Source organism: Kineosporia mesophila, from assembly GCF_021129235.1.
Taxonomy (GTDB): domain Bacteria; phylum Actinomycetota; class Actinomycetes; order Actinomycetales; family Kineosporiaceae; genus Kineosporia; species Kineosporia mesophila.
On record NZ_JAJOMA010000003.1, the window covers coordinates 14814 to 31124 of the forward strand.

Annotated in this window: 14 protein-coding genes; 5 read left to right on the forward strand and 9 right to left on the reverse strand. The window is 70.8% G+C overall.

Annotated elements, in window-relative coordinates; translation table 11 throughout:
- Positions 1–4: 4 nt before the first annotated feature.
- A complete protein-coding gene (locus tag LR393_RS05035) occupies positions 5–1273 on the reverse strand; it encodes an amino acid permease (RefSeq protein ID WP_231481974.1) in 1269 nt (422 codons plus the stop codon).
- Between the two features lie 202 nt (positions 1274–1475).
- Between LR393_RS05035 and LR393_RS05040 the strand changes: the two genes are divergently transcribed.
- Complete coding sequence (locus LR393_RS05040) at positions 1476–2447, forward strand: GlxA family transcriptional regulator (RefSeq protein ID WP_231481975.1); 972 nt, start codon at positions 1476–1478, stop codon at positions 2445–2447.
- On the opposite strand, the gene LR393_RS05045 is transcribed toward LR393_RS05040, so the two are convergent.
- On the reverse strand, positions 2423–2821 hold the full coding sequence (locus tag LR393_RS05045) for a winged helix-turn-helix transcriptional regulator (RefSeq protein WP_231481976.1): 399 nt from the start codon (positions 2819–2821) through the stop codon (positions 2423–2425). The two genes, LR393_RS05040 and LR393_RS05045, sit on opposite strands and share 25 nt — an antisense overlap.
- A 113-nt stretch (positions 2822–2934) precedes the next feature.
- Here LR393_RS05045 and LR393_RS05050 point away from each other — a divergent pair, with 113 nt between their 5' ends.
- Entirely contained in the window at positions 2935–3759 is an 825-nt protein-coding gene (locus LR393_RS05050; protein WP_231481977.1) for an enoyl-CoA hydratase/isomerase family protein, read from the forward strand.
- A 67-nt stretch (positions 3760–3826) separates the two neighbouring features.
- Here the strand turns inward: LR393_RS05050 and LR393_RS05055 are convergent, their stop codons facing one another.
- Positions 3827–6025 (reverse strand): malate synthase G, encoded by a 2199-nt coding sequence (locus LR393_RS05055; RefSeq protein WP_231481978.1) that lies wholly within the window; start codon positions 6023–6025, stop codon positions 3827–3829.
- Positions 6026–6269: 244 nt separating this feature from the next.
- On the opposite strand from LR393_RS05055, the gene LR393_RS36185 reads away from it, so the two are divergent.
- The 3 genes from LR393_RS36185 (at position 6270) to LR393_RS05070 (ending at position 9522) form a co-directional block, all read left to right on the forward strand.
- Positions 6270–7517: a M15 family metallopeptidase gene (locus LR393_RS36185; RefSeq protein WP_231481979.1), complete on the forward strand. Its 1248-nt coding sequence runs from the start codon at positions 6270–6272 to the stop codon at positions 7515–7517.
- Between the two features lie 56 nt (positions 7518–7573).
- Positions 7574–8950, forward strand: a complete 1377-nt coding sequence (locus LR393_RS05065) for an MFS transporter (protein ID WP_231481980.1) — start codon at positions 7574–7576, stop codon at positions 8948–8950.
- A 221-nt stretch (positions 8951–9171) separates the two neighbouring features.
- Complete coding sequence (locus LR393_RS05070; RefSeq protein ID WP_231481981.1) at positions 9172–9522, forward strand: RNA polymerase-binding protein RbpA; 351 nt, start codon at positions 9172–9174, stop codon at positions 9520–9522.
- Positions 9523–9890: 368 nt separating this feature from the next.
- Here LR393_RS05070 and LR393_RS05075 read toward each other — a convergent pair whose 3' ends face one another.
- From LR393_RS05075 to kamD, 6 genes are all read right to left on the reverse strand, one after another.
- Complete coding sequence (locus LR393_RS05075) at positions 9891–10418, reverse strand: FxsA family protein (protein ID WP_231481982.1); 528 nt, start codon at positions 10416–10418, stop codon at positions 9891–9893.
- A gap of 23 nt (positions 10419–10441) precedes the next feature.
- On the reverse strand, positions 10442–11281 hold the full coding sequence (locus LR393_RS05080) for a polyprenol monophosphomannose synthase (protein ID WP_231481983.1): 840 nt from the start codon (positions 11279–11281) through the stop codon (positions 10442–10444).
- Between the two features lie 19 nt (positions 11282–11300).
- Entirely contained in the window at positions 11301–13022 is a 1722-nt protein-coding gene (lnt, locus tag LR393_RS05085) for an apolipoprotein N-acyltransferase (protein WP_269326705.1), read from the reverse strand.
- Positions 13023–13475: 453 nt separating this feature from the next.
- Complete coding sequence (gene kal, locus LR393_RS05090) at positions 13476–13847, reverse strand: 3-aminobutyryl-CoA ammonia lyase (protein WP_345718721.1); 372 nt, start codon at positions 13845–13847, stop codon at positions 13476–13478.
- Positions 13848–13956: 109 nt separating this feature from the next.
- Entirely contained in the window at positions 13957–14718 is a 762-nt protein-coding gene (kamE, locus tag LR393_RS05095) for a lysine 5,6-aminomutase subunit beta (protein WP_231481985.1), read from the reverse strand.
- Entirely contained in the window at positions 14715–16286 is a 1572-nt protein-coding gene (kamD, locus tag LR393_RS05100) for a lysine 5,6-aminomutase subunit alpha (RefSeq protein ID WP_231481986.1), read from the reverse strand. Before kamD ends, kamE begins: the two co-directional genes overlap by 4 nt.
- Positions 16287–16311 lie beyond the last annotated feature (25 nt).

Genomic DNA, 16311 nt, shown 5'->3' on the forward strand with positions numbered 1-16311 from the left:
CTCCTCAGCGTCGAGGGACCTTCCGGCCACCATAGGCGAGCGCGGCCGCCGCGACGAGGAGCGCCCAGAGCAGATGCACCCCGGTCATCGCCAGAAGGGCGAGCACGGTCAGCATCGCGGTCCCGGCGACCACACGGCGCTCGAGCAGGCGCAGGGCCGCCGCCACCCCGACGGCGTACACGGTGACGAACAGGCCGCTGGTGGCCAGCACGATCGAGCCGAGGTCCAGGTCGAGCGCACTGACCACCCCCAGCACCGCGAGCGACGCGGCCACGTTCACCGCGAGACTGCGGCGCGGCACCTCACCCGCCCGGCTTCCCCTCCCCAGCCAGGCGGGCAAGGCCCCGTCGCGGCCCAGCGCGGCGCCGAGCTTGGCCGCGCCGGCGTAGTAGGCGTTCATCGTGCCCAGGGTCAGCAGCACCGCCGCGACCGCCGCCAGTACCCGGGCATTCCCGCCGAACGCCGTGGCCAGCAGCTCACCCAGCGGTGCGGCCGAGTCGGCCGCGGCCGGGCCGAGCACGAGGATCACGGTCAGCGCCACCGCCAGATAGATCACCCCGACAATCACCACGGCCGCCGCCGTGGCCCGGGCCAGGTCCCGGCCCGGGTCGCGGAACTCCCCCGTCAGATGAGTGATCGCCTCCCAGCCGACGAAACTCCAGACCAGCAGGGCCGTGGCCGGGGCGATCGCCGTGAACCCCTGCGGCGCGAAGGGTTCCAGGCGGCCCGGATCGGCGTGAGGCAGTGCGAAGAGCACCGCGACCAGCAGGAACCCGACCAGCAGCACCGACAGGGCCAGCTGCACCCGGCCCGACACCCGCACCCCGAACCCGTTCACCCCCGCCGCGGTGAGCACCATCGCGAAGGCCGTGACGATCGCGGTGGCCCGTCCTCCCCCGACAGCCGACTCGACGTAGTACCCGGCGAAAAGCGCTGCGGCGGAAGAACCCGGCGGCACCGCGGCGTAGAAGCACCAGCCCACCACGGCCGAGGCCCGGGGCCCGAACGCCAGGCGGGCGTAGTGGGCCACCCCGCCCGCGTCCGGATGCCGGGCCCCCAGTGCCGCGAACGTGAAGGCCAGGGGCGCGGAGGCCACGACCATGAACACCCAGCCGATGAGGGACGCGGGTCCCGCCGCCTTCGCGGCGAGGGCGGGCAGGGCAATCACCCCGGTCCCCAGCACCGCCCCGACGTAAAGAGCTATCCCCTGCCCCAGCCCCAGCCCGACCACCCGTTCCGCGCCGGGCGTCCCCAAAACCTTGTCCGTGATCATGCAAAACCTCCCCGGAGTTCTAGAACTGTGATCTCGAGAGTTCTAGAACACTGGGGAGGTTTTGCATGATCACGGAGGGTTGGGGGGCGGCGGCCGAAGGGTGGGCGCGTTGTCATGCGCCCACTGTGGGCCGGGCGGGGTGGGCCTCGACAGTGGCAGAAATGCCTTCCGGCGCTGGATTCCTGCCAGTACCGTGAACCGTGTGCACACGGTCGCGCTCGCCCTCACCGACGGCATGCCGATGTTCGAGTTCGCCGTGCCCTGCGAGGTGTTCGGGCTCGACCGGTCCGATCTCGCCGACCCCTGGTACGAGCTGCGGTTCTGCGGTGCGCAGCCGAAATACCGCACGGCGGCGGGTCTCACCCTCACCCCGGACGGCGATCTGGACACCCTGGAGCACGCCGACACCGTGCTGGTCCCGGCCCTGAACCGGGCCCATCAGCTGAAGCCCCCGCCCGACCTGGTCGACGCCGTGCGCCGGGCCCACGATCGCGGGGCACGGATCGTCTCCATCTGCGCGGGCTCGTACCTGCTGGCCGAGGCCGGGATTCTCGAAGGGCGCCGGGCCACCACGCACTGGATGCACGCCGTCGACTTCACCCACCGCTTCCCCGGGGTGCGGTTCACCCCCGACGTGCTCTACGTCAGCGACGGCGACGTGCACACCAGCGCCGGCACCGGCGCGGCCATCGACCTGTGCCTGCACCTGGTACGCCTCGACCACGGGGCGGCGGTCGCGAACGAGGTGGCCCGGCGCATGGTGGTGCCCCCGCACCGCGACGGGGGCCAGCGCCAGTTCGTGCCCCCGGCCCAGATCGGTACCACCGGCGACGACCCGCTCGGCGTGGCCCTGGGCTGGGCGCTGGAGCGCCTGCACGAGCCCCTGACCGTCGCCGATCTCGCCGCCCGGGCCCATCTGTCCCCGCGCACGTTCGCCCGGCACTTCCGCGCACGCACCGGCGTCACCCCGTTGCAGTGGCTGATCCAGCAACGGGTGCGCCTGGCCCAGGAACTGCTCGAGACCACCGACGAGCCGATCGAAGCAATCGCGGTCAGAACCGGTTTCGGCTCACCGGCCGGTCTGCGTCAGCACTTCCAGAGGGTCACGACGATCTCGCCGTCCAGCTACCGGCACCTCTACCGACCCCGTCAGGGAGCCGTGCGGGCGTCATAGTCCTTCTGCCGCTGCCGGATCTCGCCGGCGTGCTCGACGGTCCAGCGGTAGAGCACACCGAACGGCTCCTGCAGCGAACGGCCCAGCGGGGTCAGCGAGTACTCCACCCCGACCGGCGAGGTGGGCAGCACACGGCGCTCGATCATGCCGTTGCGCTCCAGTTTCCGCAGGGTCTGGGTGAGCACACGCTGGGTGATGCCCTCCATCCGGCGCTTGATCTCGTTGAACCGGCGGGGTTCCTCCAGCACCGCCATCGCCATCACCGACCACTTGTCGGCGATCTGGTCGAGGATCGGCCGGCTCGGGCAGTCGACCCGGAAAACCCAGTCCGGGTCGGTGATGTCGAACGTCGCATCGGTCATCGCGTCGGTCATCAGGTATCCTCCACGATCCTTACGATGCTGAAAGTGCGTTATTGACGGCTCCGTCAGCCCCTTGGAGGCTAGGTATACATCAGATACCTGCAAGACGTCACCAGGAGATCCCCATGAGTCACCCCACCCCCGAGACCCTGCACGTCACCCGTGAGAACGGCGTGATGCGGGTCGTCATCGACAACCCGCCCGTGAACGTGCTCAGCCTGACTCTGATGGCCGAACTGGGGACGCTCCTGGCCGGGTTGCACGACGACGCGGACACCCGGGTGGTCGTGTTCGAGAGCGCCGACCCCGAGTTCTTCCTCGCGCACGTCGACTTCACCCTGGTGGACGACCCGACCGCCGGTGACCCGACCGCCGGGGCACCGGCCGGGCTCAACGTGTTCCAGGCCCTCGGCGAGGCGCTGCGCGGCCTGCCCCAGGTCTCGATCGTCAAGCTGGCCGGGCTGGCCCGCGGCGGCGGGGCCGAGTTCGTCGCGGCGGCCGACCTGAGCTTCGCGGCGATCGGCCGGGCCGGTCTCGGCCAGATCGAGGCGCTCGGCGGCATCGTGCCCGGCGGGGGCGGCACCCAGTACCTGCGGGACCGGGTCGGCCGCTCACGCGCCCTGGAGATCGTGCTCGGGGCAGACCTTTTCGACGCCGAGACGGCCGAGCGCTACGGCTGGGTCAACCGGGCCGTGCCGGCCGACGAGATCGACGCGTTCGTCGACCGGGTCGCCCGCAACATCGCGGACCTGCCCGAGGGCACCGTCGCGGCCGCCAAGAGTGCCCTGCCCCCGGCCGATCTCAGTGCGGGCATGCTGCTCGAGCACCAGGCCTGGGCCGGCCAGTTCGTGAAACCCGCCGCGGAGAAGCTGATCCGCGGCGGTCTGGCGGCCGGCGTCCAGACCCGCGAAGGCGAGCGCCGCCTGGAAGACCTGATGCGAGCGCTGTAACCCCCGCCCAACCCCCGTGATCATGCAAAGTCTCCCCGGGGAGACTTTGCATGATCACGAACGAAGGTCAGCCCACCGCCAGCCCGTGCGCGTGGGTCATCGAGTTGACCGCCTTGGCCGCCCGCCGGCGGGCGTGCAGGATCGGCTCGGTGTACCCGCTGGGCTGCTGCGCACCGAGGAAGATCAGGTCGCTCGCGGCCAGGAAGGCCTGACTGCCGTCCAGGTCGTCGGCCATCGGCCGGTACTGCGGGTCACCCTCGTTCTGCCGGTCGACCACGGCCGCCATCCGGGCCAGGCTCTCGCGCACCTGCTCCGGCGAGATCACCTCGTGGCGCAGCCAGTTCGCCAGCAACTGGCTCGAGATACGCAGGGTGGCACGGTCTTCCATCAGACCGACGTCGTGGATGTCGGGCACCTTGGAACAGCCGACGCCCTGGTCGACCCAGCGCACCACATACCCCAGGATCGACTGGCAGTTGTTGTCGACCTGCTCGGCCCGCACCGCGTCGTCCCACTCCTGAGGCGACCCGAGCGGGAGCTGCAGGAGATCCGTGACCGAGGTACGTCGTCCTCTGCTCGAAAGCTCTTCCTGCACCGCCCGCACATCCACCTCGTGGTAGTGCAGGGCGTGCAGCGTGGCGGCGGTCGGCGAGGGCACCCAGGCCGTGGTGGCACCGGCGCGGGGCTGATTCACCTTCTGCTGCAGCATGTCGGCCATCAGGTCGGGCATGGCCCACATGCCCTTGCCGATCTGGGCGCGCCCGGAGAACCCGGCGGCCAGGCCGATGTCGACGTTCTGGGTCTCGTACGAGGCCAGCCAGTGCTGCGAGCGCAGGTCTTCCTTGCGCACGATCGGGCCGGCCTCCATCGAGGTGTGGATCTCGTCACCCGAGCGGTCGAGGAAGCCCGTGTTGATGAACACGATGCGGTCCTTCGCGGCGTCGATGCAGGCGGCGAGGTTGAGCGACGTGCGCCGTTCCTCGTCCATCAGGCCGAGCTTGACGGTGTTGCCCGGCAGCTGCAGCAGTTCTTCGGTACGCTCGAAAAGGCGGACGGCGAAGGCCACCTCGTCGGGCCCGTGCATCTTCGGCTTGACGATGTAGACCGAGTTGGTGCGACTGTTGGAGGCCGACTGCAGGCCGGGCAGCGCGGCGAGCGTGGTGATGACGGCGTCCAGGATGCCCTCGGGAACCTGCTGGCCGTCGGCGTCGAGCACGGCATCGGTGGTCATCAGGTGCCCGACGTTGCGCACGAACATCAGGGCCCGTCCCGACACCGTGAGCTGCTCACCGTGGTTGCGGGGCACGGCGTAGGCGCGGTCGCGGTTCAGGGTGCGCTCGAACGTTTTTCCGCCCTTGCTCACCGGGGCGGTGAGATCGCCCCGGCTCAGGCCGAGCCAGGTGCGGTAGTCACGCACCTTGTCCTCGACGTCGACCGCGGCGACCGAGTCCTCGAAGTCGACGATGGTGGTGACGGCCGACTCCAGCACGATGTCCTGCACGCCGGCGTCGTCGGTGCGACCGATCGGGCCCTGGCGGTCGATGACGATCTCGACGTGCAGCCCGTGGTGCACCAGCAGCAGGCGGTCCGGCTCGACCGCGGTGCCGGTGTACCCGGCGAAGGCGGCCGGGTCGGACAGGGTTGTCTTGCCCGACGGCACGTGCACGACCAGCTCACCGCCGGAGACCGAGTAGCCGCCCGCCTCGCTGTGGCTGCCCGTCACGAGAGGGGCGACCCGGTCGAGGAAGTCCCGCCCGAACGCGATCACCCGGGCGCCGCGGGCGGGGTCGTAGCCGGTGGCGGTGCCGTCCTCCTCGTGGCTGATCGCGTCGGTGCCGTAGAGCGCGTCGTACAGCGAGCCCCAGCGGGCGTTCGCGGCGTTCAGCGAGTACCGGGCGTTCGACACCGGCACCACCAGCTGGGGACCGGCGATGCGGGCGATCTCCTCGTCCACACCGGTCGTGCCGATCCGCACCGACTCCGGTTCCGGCACCAGGTAGCCGATCTCCCGCAGGAAGGCCTCGTACGCGATGACGTCGAAGGTCTGACCGGCCCGTTCCCGGTGCCAGCCGTCGATCGCGACCTGGAGGCGGTCACGCTCGGCCAGCAGCTCACGGTTGCGGGGCGCCAGGTCGGCGATGAGCCTCTCGAGCCCGGCCCAGAACGCATCGGCCCGTACGCCGCCGGCGGACAGGGCCTCGCCCTCGACGAACTCCTTCAGAAGGGTCGCGACCTGCAGCGACCCCAGGGAGGTGTACTCGGTCATGCATCCGCCTCACGTGCCGGGGTTTTCTGGGCCGCACACCACTTTATGGCGTGATCCGGGGCTGTCGAGGGCTTGGGTCCACCGCGCGTTCGGCCATCGGTCACCGGTTCGCCGCCGGAAGTCCTCTGGGCCGCCCGGGTGACAGCCGCCTCCCCCGGGGTCCTGCCCGTTCAGCCGCCCGTTCACCGGGCCGAACCCACATCCGGCAGGTACGGATCAGGGACGCATCAGGAGGACGCAGCAGGTGAGTTCCGGACGTCGTACTGCTGCTCCCCTGCTCGGGGCTCTCGTGACGGTCCTGGCCGTCCTCGTGCCCGGCACCGCTGCTGCCGCCCCCTCCGCGAGCGGACCGACGTCCTCAGGCGGTGCCGAACGGGAGCCGACCCCCGCGGAACTGGCCGCGCAGGCGCAGAAGGTGACCACCCTGCGGGAACTGGCCCAGGCCCGGGCGGGCAGCGTGAAATCGGCCCGGCAGGCGTCCGCGGCCGCCGCCCTGCTCGCGGGCCAGGCCCTGGAGGCCTACACCACCGCGCGCCGGGCGCTGGAGATCGCGCAGGAGCAGGAGGACCGGCTCGACGACGAGCTCAGGATCGCCACCACGCAGGCCCGGGCCGCCGGCGAGCGGGTCGGGTTCTGGGCTCGGCAGTCCTACCAGAGCGGCAGCGGCCTGAACGCGAGCCCGATGCTGAACACTCTGCTCGGCACCAACGGCGGCGGGCAGGACGCGGACGGGTTCACCACCACCCTCTACACCCTGCGGCGCATCGGGGAGAGCCGGGCGGCCGACCTGAGCGCGGGACGCCGGGCCCGGGCCCGCGCCGAGAAGGCGGCCGCCGACGCGACGCGCGCCACCGGCACGGCTCTCGCGGCGGCCCGGACGGCGGACGAGGCGCGCACGACCGCCGACAACGCCGTCGCCCGGCAGCAGCGGATCCTGGACGACGCGCAGGCCGCTCTCGGCTCGAGCCGGGGCCGGGTGCGCACGGCGGAGAAGAAGGAACGGCAGTTGCGGGCGGCCCTGCAGTCGGAGCGGTCCCCGGACCCGGCGGCGAACGTCGTCACCGGCGTCACCGGGTCGTGCACGGCCGACGTCACCGGCTACCCCAACGGCGAGATCCCGCTCACGGCGCTGTGTGCCCTGGCCACCGCGCCCGGGCAGTATCTGCGGGCCGATGCCGCCTACGCGTTCGACCAGCTCAGCACCGCCTACGCGCAGCAGTTCGGCACCCCGATCTGCGTCACCGACTCCTACCGGGACTACGCGACCCAGGTGCGGCTCTACGCCACCAAGCCCCAGCTGGCGGCCCGGCCCGGCACCAGCAACCACGGCTGGGGCACCGCGACCGACCTGTGCGGCGGCGTCCAGCACTTCGGCACGCCGGAGCACGAGTGGCTGTTCGTCAACGCCCCGGTGTTCGGCTGGTTCCACCCGGCCTGGGCCCAGCCGGGCGGCTCCCGGCCGGAGCCGTGGCACTGGGAGTTCGGCGGCTAGGGGCTGTTTGATCCCTGTTCGCCCATCCGGGGCACCGGTGCCGCCATGATGTGCCGGTGACCACTGATCCGGGCGTCAGCAACGCCGCCGAGAGCCGCCGACAGCAACGCGCCTGGTACGTCTACGACTGGGCCAACTCGGCGTTCCTCACCACCACGCTGACGGTGCTGCTGGGCCCGTACCTGACCGTGCTGGCCAAGCGGGACGCCTGCCCGGGCCGGGACACCGACCTGGCCTGCGACACCTCGCTGCACGTGCTCGGGGTGCCGGTCTCGCCCGGTTCGCTGTCGCTGTACACCGTGACCTTCGCGACCCTGTTCTCGGCGCTGCTGCTGCCCCTGGTGGGCGCGCTGGCCGACCGCTCGGGGCGCAAGCGCTCGATGCTGGCGTACTTCGCCTGGACCGGCTCGGCGGCCGGGGCGGCCATGGTCTTCCTCAGCGGCGACAACTGGCAGCTGGGGGTCGTGCTGCAGCTGATCGCCACCCTGGCCTACGCCTGCTCGATCGTGGTCTACGACTCCCTGCTCATCGACGTGGCCGGCCCGGACGAGCGCGACCGGGTCTCCAGCCGGGGCTGGGCGATCGGCTACGTCGGCGGCACCCTGCTGCTGGTGGTCAACCTGGTGCTGGTCACCGCCCACGACGCGGTGGGCCTGTCCACCGAGGGCGCGGTACGGCTCAACCTGCTGCTCGCCGGCCTGTGGTGGGGCCTGTTCACGATCGTCCCGTACCGGCGGCTGCGTGACCGCCCGCCGGTCGACCCGGTCCCGACCGACGTCTCGTCGGGCGCCCGGGCCGCGTTCCGCCAGCTCGGCGACACGTTGCGGCACCTGCGCGGCTACCCGCAGACGATGGCCTTCCTGATCGCCTACCTGGTGTTCAACGACGGCATCCAGACCATCATCTACGCCTCCGGCATCTACGCCCAGGAACAGCTCGGCCTGAGTTCCGACCAGCTCATCCTGGCCATCCTGATCGTGCAGTTCGTGGCCGTGATCGGCGCCCTGTCGTTCGGCCGGATCGCGGCCCGGATCGGCGCCTACGCCACCGTGCGCGGCAGCCTGGTCGTCTGGTGCGGCGTCATCGGCATCGGCTACTTCCTGCCGCACGGCCAGTTCCTGCCGTTCGCCTTCCTCGCCGCCCTGATCGGTCTCACCCTGGGCGGCACCCAGGCGCTGTCCCGGTCGTTGTACAGCCACCTGATCCCGCGGGGCCGGGAGGCCGAGTACTTCAGCCTCTACGCGGCCTGCGAGCGCGGCACGAGCTGGCTCGGCACGCTGGCCTTCGGGCTGACGTTCCAGCTGACCCACTCCTACCGGTACGCCATCATCGTGCTCATCGCGTTCTTCGTGGTGGGCGGCCTGCTGCTCAACCGGGTGAATGTCGGCAAGGGCATCACCCAGGCCGGGAACCCGGTACCCGCAGTCATCTGATGTCACTTCCGGCAATATTGTCACTCCGCGCAACCGACCATTGACTACATGCTGAGATATTTCGCCCAGCCTCTATCTCAATGGAATAACGCTCTGTACGCTCAGGTTGACGAAATGAGTCGTCCGATGAGCGGATCACGACGACACATCACAGGAACATCTCGCCGGACCCCGGCGTTGTGCGAGTGTGAGACTGGCCGTCAGTCGCGGAGGGAGCCGTCATGGGTGAGCGGAGCATGCGCGGGACGCGCCTTGGAGCCTCGAGCCTGGAGAGCGAGTCGGGAATTCAGCCGGCCGCCCGTCAGGACATCACGTACCACTGCAAGAACGGGCACTCCATCGTTGTTCCGATGGCGATGGAAGCTGATGTGCCTCCGCTCTGGGAATGCCGCTGTGGCGAGTTCGCACTACGCGAAGACGCCGAGCTCCCGGAACCGAAGGCCACCAAGCCCGCGCGTACGCACTGGGACATGCTGATGGAACGTCGCACCACTGCCGAACTGGAGACCCTGCTCGAAGAACGGCTGGCGCTACTGCGCTCCGGCCGCTTCAACGGACGTCGTTCGGCATAACGCGCGCGAAGCGCCACTACACGAGCAGAGCCCGGCATCTCCCCCGAGGGGGAGGCCGGGCTTTCTCGTGTCCGGTCCCCGATTGAGGACGACGTTGAGCCCCCCGCTCAAAGGTCGCGGCATGCAGGTGGCCGGCCGAGCAACACCGGGCGCGACACTGAACTCCCCAGCTCCCGGCAAGCGAGCCAATGGCCGGCGAGCCCACCTCGAAGCCAAGCCACCTGCTGGCTCACCGCGGCTGGCTCACCGCCGTTCGGCTCACCGAATTCGGCCCACCGCCGGCGGGGCCGCCACAGTTCGCTCACCTAGCTCACCGCAGTCACATCACCGCTCCCGACCGTCTCTCGATCCCTTGCTTCCCGCAGGGGTCAGGGGCGCCCGTCGCCCTCGTCCACGACCTCGCCCTGGATCACGTCGTCGCGGCCGAAGCCGGCGCCGAAGCGGCCCGGAGCACCGGCTGTCGGGCCAGTCGCTCCCGGGGCCCCCGGGGCCCCCGGGGCCCCCGGGGCTCCGGGGCCGAACTGGACGCGGTTGACGTAGGCGCTGCGCATGCTGACCTGATCGGCAGCGGCCCGGCGGAAGTAGCGTTCCAGCGGCCGGCGGGCCAGGGGCCGGGTGAACGGCAGCACCAGGAGCAGCGCCGCCACGTCGGTGACGAAGCCCGGGAAGGTGAACAACAGGCCCGCGAGGATGAGGATCGTCGCATCGGCCAGGTCACGGCTGGGGGGCGTGCCCGAGCGCACCGACGAGGTCAGCGCGCGCCAGGCGGCGACACCCTGACGCCGCACAACGGTCATGCCGACGACCGAGCCGAGCAGGAACAGGCCCCACACGGCCAGGCCACCGATCACGGTGCCGACCTCGATCGCGATGATCAGTTCCAGCAGCGGCAGCAACAGGGCCGCCGCCAGGAACCACCTCAGTCGGCCGCCGGGCCGCCGGCGCTGCTGGGGTCGTGCGCCTGCTTCTCCGGCTCCTGGGGCAGCCCGGGTGTACGCCCCACCGCCCGGTTGGCCAGCCTGCTGACCTGGGCGCTCCGGTACCGGACGCCCCACCGTGTCACTTGCCACAACGCCTCCACCACGATCGCCTGGTCCATCTTGCTCGTACCGTGCTCTCGTTCAACGAACGTGATCGGTACTTCGTCCACGCGCAGACCCTGCCGAATTGCCCGCCTGGTCAGATCGACCTGGAAGCAGTAACCCTGCGAGTCCACGTCGTGCAGGTCGAGCTTCTCCAGGGTGGTGCGACGGAACGCGCGGAACCCCGCGGTCGAGTCCTTCACGTGCAGATTCAGGGCCAGGGCGACATAGGTGTTGGCGCCCTTGCTGAGCAGCTGACGACGGCGCGGCCAGTTCACCGAGCTGCCGCCGTCCACGTACCGGGAGCCGATCGCGAGGTCCGCGCCGGCCTCCACCCGGTCGAGCAGGTCGGGGAGTTGCTCCGGGGGGTGCGAGCCGTCCGCGTCCATCTCCACGAGCACGTCGTAGCCCTGCTCCAGGCCCCATTCGAAGCCCGCGATGTAGGCCGCGCCCAGCCCCTGTTTCCCGGCCCGGTGCATCACGTGCACGTGGTCGTCGGCGGCGGCCAGCTGGTCGGCGAGCTCACCGGTGCCGTCCGGGCTGTTGTCGTCGGCGACGAGCACGTGGGCCTCGGGCTCCGCCGCGCGCAGGCGGCGAAGGATGAGGGGCAGGTTCTCGAGCTCGTTGTAGGTCGGGATGATCACCAGCACCCGGCCGGACCGGGCCTGCGAAGTCATGCGGGGAAGTTCGCCTCTCTCAGCTGGTCTTTTCACGACGGCTCAGCGCGGTGCCGAGCACCAGGCCGAGCGCGAGCGCGGTGAGGATCCACTCCGGCCACTCCCCCACCCGGGTCGCGATCGTCAGCTCGGTCCGCAGCGGGACCGTGGCCTCCAGAACGTCCTGGGTGTAGTGCCCGGAACGTGCCACCACCGTTCCGTCCGGGAGAATGATGCCACTGACTCCGACGGTGCTGATGTTGACCACCGTCCGCCCCGACTCGATGGCCCGCAACTGCGACTGGGCCAGCTGCTGCACGCTCTCGTCGGTGTAGCCGAACGTGGCGTTGTTGGTCTGCACCGCGAGCATGGTGGCGCCGGCCTTGACCGAGTCGCGCACCAGGCTGTCGTAGGCGACCTCGAAGCAGATCACGTCGCCGACCCGGACCTGGCCCTCGGTGCCCATCCGCATCACCCCGACCGGGTTGTCCCGCAGCTTGTCGCCGGAGACGAAGTCCTTGGAGATCAGGTCGACCTTGCTGCTGAAGAGCCGGAAGAAGTCGCGGTAGGGCATGTACTCGCCGAACGGCGCCGGGTGCCGCTTCACGTAGGTGCTGTCGTCACCGGTGCCGGCGCCCTCGTCGGGCCGCCAGACGATGCCGGTGTTGGACACGTAGTCGCCCGGGCCCTGCACGACGGCACCGATCAGGATCGGGACGCCGATGGCGTCGGTCGCGGCGCTGATCTCGGCCGCGGCGTCGGCGTTGATGTACGGGTCGATGTCGCTGGCGTTCTCCGGCCAGAGCACGACATCGGGTGGCTCGGCCTCACCGGTCGCCACCTTCTGGGCCAGTTGCATGGTGGCGTTGACATGGTTGTCGAGCACGGCCCGGCGCTGGGAGTTGAAGTCCAGACCGGCGCGGGGCACGTTGCCCTGCACGGCGGCCACGCGGGTGGTGCTGTCGCCCTCGGTGGGGAGCGGGATCAGCGTGCCCAGGCCCATCACGGCCAGGGCGAGCGCCACGCCCAGGGCGGGCAGGGCCAGCTGCCGTACGGCGCGCGACCGCAGCACCGGCCCGGCCTTCACCACGGCCCAGGCCAGCAGGGTGCCGGCGACCGCGACGGCGAAGGAGACCAGCGGGGCGCCACCGATCGAGGCCAGGGGGGCGGTCGGGGCGTCGGACTGGGAGAACGCCAGGCGACCCCAGGGGAAGCCGCCGAACGGCCAGCGGCCCCGTACGGCCTCCTGCGCCACCCACAGCCCACCGGAGGCCAGGAGCAGGCCGGGCAGGCCGCCACGGGCCCGCCAGACGCGCGGCAGCAGGGCTCCCATCGCCGCCACGTACAGCGCCTCGGTGATGCTGAGGGCGACCCACGGCAGGGCGCCGACGTAGATGCCGATCCACGGGATCAGGCGCAGGAAGAAGACCAGGCCGAAGACGAAGCCGAGCAGGGCGCCGAACCGGCCACTGACGCCGCGGGTGGCCACGGCCAGGCCGGCCACGCCGACGGGGGCCAGCGGCCAGATGCCGATGCCCGGGAAGGCCAGGTGGAGCACGTAGCCGCTGACACCCGCGAGCAGGAGGCGGGCCCAGGCCAGACGGCCGGACGAGGTGCGCAGGGAGGCGGCCAGGGCGGGACCCGCCTGCCGGAGCCGGGTGACCGGGCCACGCCGGGCCCGGGCCTTAACCGGATGAGCGATGCCGGCCTCGCGGCCCAGATTGGTGCCGACGCCGGGCTCGACCACGGCCGAATCGCTCATCCCGCAAGAGTACGGGAGCCCACCGGAGCATCGAACGGGCGCTGGCCAGGGTCAGGGCCGTCTGGCGTGACGGCCAACCCCGGACCAGCGGTCCCGAACCACTGTGGAACCGACGTGGCTGCCTGACCGGCAGGTGCCCGGCCGGATCCGCACCACCCTTCGGACCGCCACTGCCCGCACTGGATGCACGGACAACACCGTTGTCTACTGAGTGGCGCCGGACCCGGCCGACGTCCCTGGCCATCGCTGTGATCGTAGCGATCGCGCCGTCGAGGCTAGTGAACTCGGGCCCCTTCATCAATTCGACGCGCTGACCTGCGGATTTTCTCTATATCCGCAGGCCAGCGCGTTAAATCTGAGACTAGAGAGGTGATCGGCCAAACAGGCCGTTTCCCAGAGTCACGGCGTGTTGACCTCGAGTAATGACACGGATGAGTTTTCGGCATCACATCGTTATCCGGGCACTACCACCGTCCCCCGGGCCCGGATCGCCACGATCGGTTCCGGCAGCACCTGTGACGCGGAGATCCCCAGATCAGGACGAAGACGGCAGAGGACGACGGCGGTGAAGTCGATCTCCCGCGACCGCCGGCCGATCCGGGTCACCGTGCCCGTCGTCCGCAACACATCCCCGGCCCGGATCGGCCCGAGGAACTGGATGTCCGCGTACGAGGCGAACAGCCCCTCGTCCCCGTCGGTGCGGATGCAGATCTCGGTGGCCACGTCGCCGAAGCAGGCCAGGCCGAACGCGCCGTCCACCAGGTCCCCGGCGTAGTGGGCGTGGGCCGCGGACACGTATCGCTGATGGACGACCACCAGACCCAGTCGCGGATCGGCACCTTCGCGGTCGTCCCCGACCGGGCCGCCCCGGGACCGGGCGCTCCCCGTCCGCGTGCCCACCTCGTCGTTGATCGACTCAGAAAACAGTCCGCCGTCAGTCACGCTTCGCCCCTCCCGCCGGTACCAGTGCATGCGCCAGGTACGACGCCACCTCGCCCGGGGTGGTGCCGCGGCCGAAGATCCGGTCGACCCCCAGGGCCGTGGCCGCGCCCTCGTCGAAGCGCGGCCCGCCGGCCACCAGCAACGGCCGCCGCCCCGCCGGGTAGGCCTCGGAGAACGCCGCGGCCACCTCCCGGGTGGTCGTGAGGTGCGCGTCCTTCTGCGTGACCACCTGGGAGATCAGCACCGCGTCGGCCCGCTCGGCCCGGGCCCGTTCCACCAGCTGCGGCACGGCCACCTGGGCGCCCAGGTTCACCACCCGCATCTCCCGGTAGTACTCCAGGCCCTTCTCCCCGGCGAAACCCTTGATGTTCAGGATCGCGTCGATGCCCACCGTGTGGGCGTCCGTGCCGACGCAGGCCCCCAGCACCACCAGCTTGCGGCGCAGACCCTGCCGGATGCCCGCGTTCACGTCTTTCGGCGTCAGCAGCGGGTAGTCGCGCTCGGTCACGGTGACCGCGGAGAGATCGACCAGGTGCCGCACCGGCCCGTAGACCACGAAGAAGGTGTGCTCCGGCCCCAGGGCCTTGGAGTGCACCACCATCGCCGGCTCGATCCCCATCGAGACCGCCAGCTGGGCCGCGGCCCCCTCGGCGAGTTTCCCGGCGGCCACCGGCAGGGTGAACGACACCTGCACCATCCCGTCACCGGTGGTGTCGCCGTAGGGCCGCACCAGCCGCTTCTCCCCCGCGCTCACTGCGGTGCCTCCAACGCCTCGATGGCCGGATTGAGATACGTCTCGGCCCTTTTCACCACACCGTCCAGTCCCCGGCCGCCGTCGGCCGGCCGTTTCATCCCGGCGAACGTGCCGTGCCCGATCGCGGTGAGCAGACCCTCGTCCACCATCGACTCCAGCAGCCCGACCGCCTCACCCAGCACCTCGCGCGCCCGGGTGGCGATGAAACCGTCCGGCGGGGGCCGGAAGTCCTCGGTCAGGCCGGAACACGCGTCGAGCACGTAGCGGACGTTGTCGAGAGCCAGGTCGCGATCGCTCAGCCAGGGCGTCACCACCGCCTCGGTCATCATCCCGACCAGCAGAATGCCCTGCCCCGTCAGCACTCCCGCGAGATTGAAGAACCCGTCGAGCAGATACCCGCGAAACACGTCGCCGGTCATGTGGCGGGTCGGCGGCATCCACTTCAGCGGGGCCGCCGGGAACAGCGTGCGGGCCAGCAGGGCGTGCGCCAGCTCCAGCCGGAACGACTGCGGCACCGCGGGATCGATCTCGAACGCGTGCCCCAGCCCGATCAGCTCGTCGGGCAGGCCCGCCTCTTTCGCGAAGAACTCGTTGAGCAGCTGCGACACCGTCACGGTGTGCGCCGCCTCGACCGCATCGGCGGTGGTGAGGTAGTTGTCTTCCCCGGTGTTGATGACAATGCCCGCCCGGGCGTGGATCTGGCGGCTGAACCGCTGGTCGACGAACGTGCGCACCGGGTTGATGTCGCGGAACAGGATCCCGTACATCGAGTCGTTGAGCATCATGTCGAGCCGCTCCAGGCCCGCGAGCGCCGCGATCTCCGGCATGCACAGCCCGGACGCGTAGTTCGTCAGCCGCACGTACCGGCCCAGCTCCCGGCTCACCTCGTCGAGCGCGGCCCGCATCAGCCGGAAGTTCTCACCGGTGGCGTAGGTTCCGGCGTACCCCTCGCGGGTCGCCCCCTCGGGCACGTAGTCGAGCAGGCTCTGCCCGGTCGAGCGGATCACCGCGATCACATCGGCCCCGGCCCGCGCCGCGGCGCAGGCCTGCGGGATGTCCTCGTAGATGTCGCCCGTCGCCACGATCAGGTAGATCCACGGCCGGCGCGGGGCGTCACCGTACCGGCGGACCAGGCGCTCACGCTGCTTGCGGCTGGTGTCGATGCGCCGGATCCCGGTGCCGACGGCCTTGCGGGCCGCCGACCGGGCCCGCACCAGGTCACGCCCGGCCGGGATCCGGAACCCGCCCCCGCCGGTGGACGCCTTCTGCGCCAGGGTCAGCAGGTCGGGGGCCTGGCCGCGCACGAGCGCGTCCCAGATCGGAAGGGCCACACCGTGTTCCAGCCCCACCTCAGTGCGGACCGCGTCGACCAGCCGGTTCACCCAGGGCACACGCTCGCTGTCGGCGCCCTCCAGCCCGGCCAGGCGCACCGTGGCCCGCTCGACCGAGACCGTGGTGTGCGTGGTGGCGAGCTGCACGATCGGGCGCCCGGCCTTGCGGGCCAGGGTCCGGGCTCGGCGTACCTGGGCGGGATCCAGGCGAATCAGCGCACTCTGGCTCGTTTCCACGGAAGAATCATCGCATCGAGGGTCC